Genomic DNA, 1,772 nt, shown 5'->3' on the forward strand with positions numbered 1-1,772 from the left:
AGCCTGTACTGCGGTATGGCCCTGACCATCGGCTGGGACCCGAACGCCCCCTCGGCGCCCGCCCCCGACCAGCTGAACACCATCCGGGACAACGGCGCGCTCAACGTCGCCGTCGGCAACACCACCGAAGACGCCTTCACCGCGCTCGCCGCCCGTACCCTGCACGCCACCGGTGCCTCCCCCTCCGGCTCCGACCTGCAGCTGCTGCGTACCTTCTTGCACAACGTCCTCGACCTCGCCGAGGAGAAGGGCGGCGACGCGCGGGTACGCCGCCACCTCCACGACGCCTCGTTCGGCGCCTTCGCCGGAGGCCACCACTGGACTGTGACACCACCCTCCGCGGACACAGCGGGCGAAACGTCGACACCCGAGCCCTTCGCCCCGCCGCCCTGGCTGGCCACCCTGAATGACGACCAGCGCCGGCTGGATGAGCAGCTCGGCGAGCTGTACGGCCTCCAATGGCGGCTGAACGCCCTGTGGCTGAAGAACGGCCTGGCCGACGCGCTGTCCCCGCGTCCCGGCGACGCGCCGGACCAAGAGCGGATGCGGCAGGAGCTCGACCCCGACCGGGAAGGCTCCCTCGCCCACACGGTGCGCGCCGCCACCGCCCTGGTGCGGGACCTGGCCACCAAGGTCCCCCAGCCCGACTCTACCCAGCCCCACGCAGGCGCCCACGACGCGCTCCTCGCCGGGATCAACGCCTTCACCGAAACAAAGGGCCTCACCGAAGGCGCCACGCTCAAGGCCGTCCCCCGCCCGCCGTACTGGCAGGCCAACAACCCCGTGGTCAGCCTGTCCGGCCTCCTCCCGCCGGCCGACACCACCGTCTCCGACGAGCCGGTGCCCGTACGCCTGCTCACCGACGACGACCCCTGGCCCCTGGTCAGCGCCGTCACAATCGCGGGCACCACGATCACCGCGACGCCCGGCGGTGCTGGTCAGGGGCCGATGCCCGCCGTCCCGGGCCTGGAGGCGCTCCCGCCGGAGATCCCCGCACTGCTTCGCGAGTTCTTCCTGCTGGACGCGGGCAACGCCCCCGTACTGGCCGCCGCCGCCGGCCTGCCGGCAAGCGACGTTGCCGCCGTCATCGCCGCCCACCGCCCCGCCGACTACACCGGCACCCTGCCCGCGTTAGGCCTGGATCCCTGGACCCAGCCCTGGGAACCGCTGATCATGGAATGGAAGATCGCCTATCGCCACATCCCCTACACCGTGGGCACCCAGCGCTGCTGGACCTTCGACGGCACCGACTACCGCTACACCGGCCCCGCCGACATCGAGGCCGACCGGGTCACCATCACCGGCATCTCCGGCCTCGGCCCCCACCCCCGCTCCCTGTTCGCCGCCCGGCTGAAGGAATTCGTCTCCCACCACGGCACCGCCGGCCAGCGCGGCCAGCTCGAGGACTGGCTGGCGTCGATCGGCGAGTGGGCGTTCCTCGCCCAGGAACTCTCCGGCTTCAACCAGCGGCTGGCCGCCCGCGACACCCGCGCCTTCCGCCGCCCCACCACCGACGACCCCGACCACCCGCACATCGCCGCACTCGCCGGCTACCCCGACACCGCCACCGACACCGACGGCGGCCTGCCCGCCCGCTACCAGGGCCGCGTCACCAGCGCCCCCTACCTGCCCGGAGGCGCCAACGCTCCGTTCCACGAGATGCGGCAGGGGCAGATCCACATCGAAGAGCTATTCCTGTATGACAAGTTCGGCCGCGTCCTCGACGTCGTCAGCCCCGACACCGAAAGCGGCGGGCTGCACGACTACCGCAA

At 72.2% G+C, this 1,772-nt stretch carries 1 protein-coding gene; it reads left to right on the forward strand.

Annotated features, from left to right (window positions below; genetic code table 11):
- Positions 1 to 15 precede the first annotated feature (15 nt).
- A partial coding sequence (locus E1294_RS51785) for a hypothetical protein (RefSeq protein ID WP_220448448.1) occupies positions 16 to 1,772 on the forward strand: 1,757 nt, incomplete at its 3' end.

Source organism: Nonomuraea diastatica (assembly GCF_004349015.1).
In the GTDB taxonomy this organism is placed as follows: domain Bacteria; phylum Actinomycetota; class Actinomycetes; order Streptosporangiales; family Streptosporangiaceae; genus Nonomuraea; species Nonomuraea diastatica.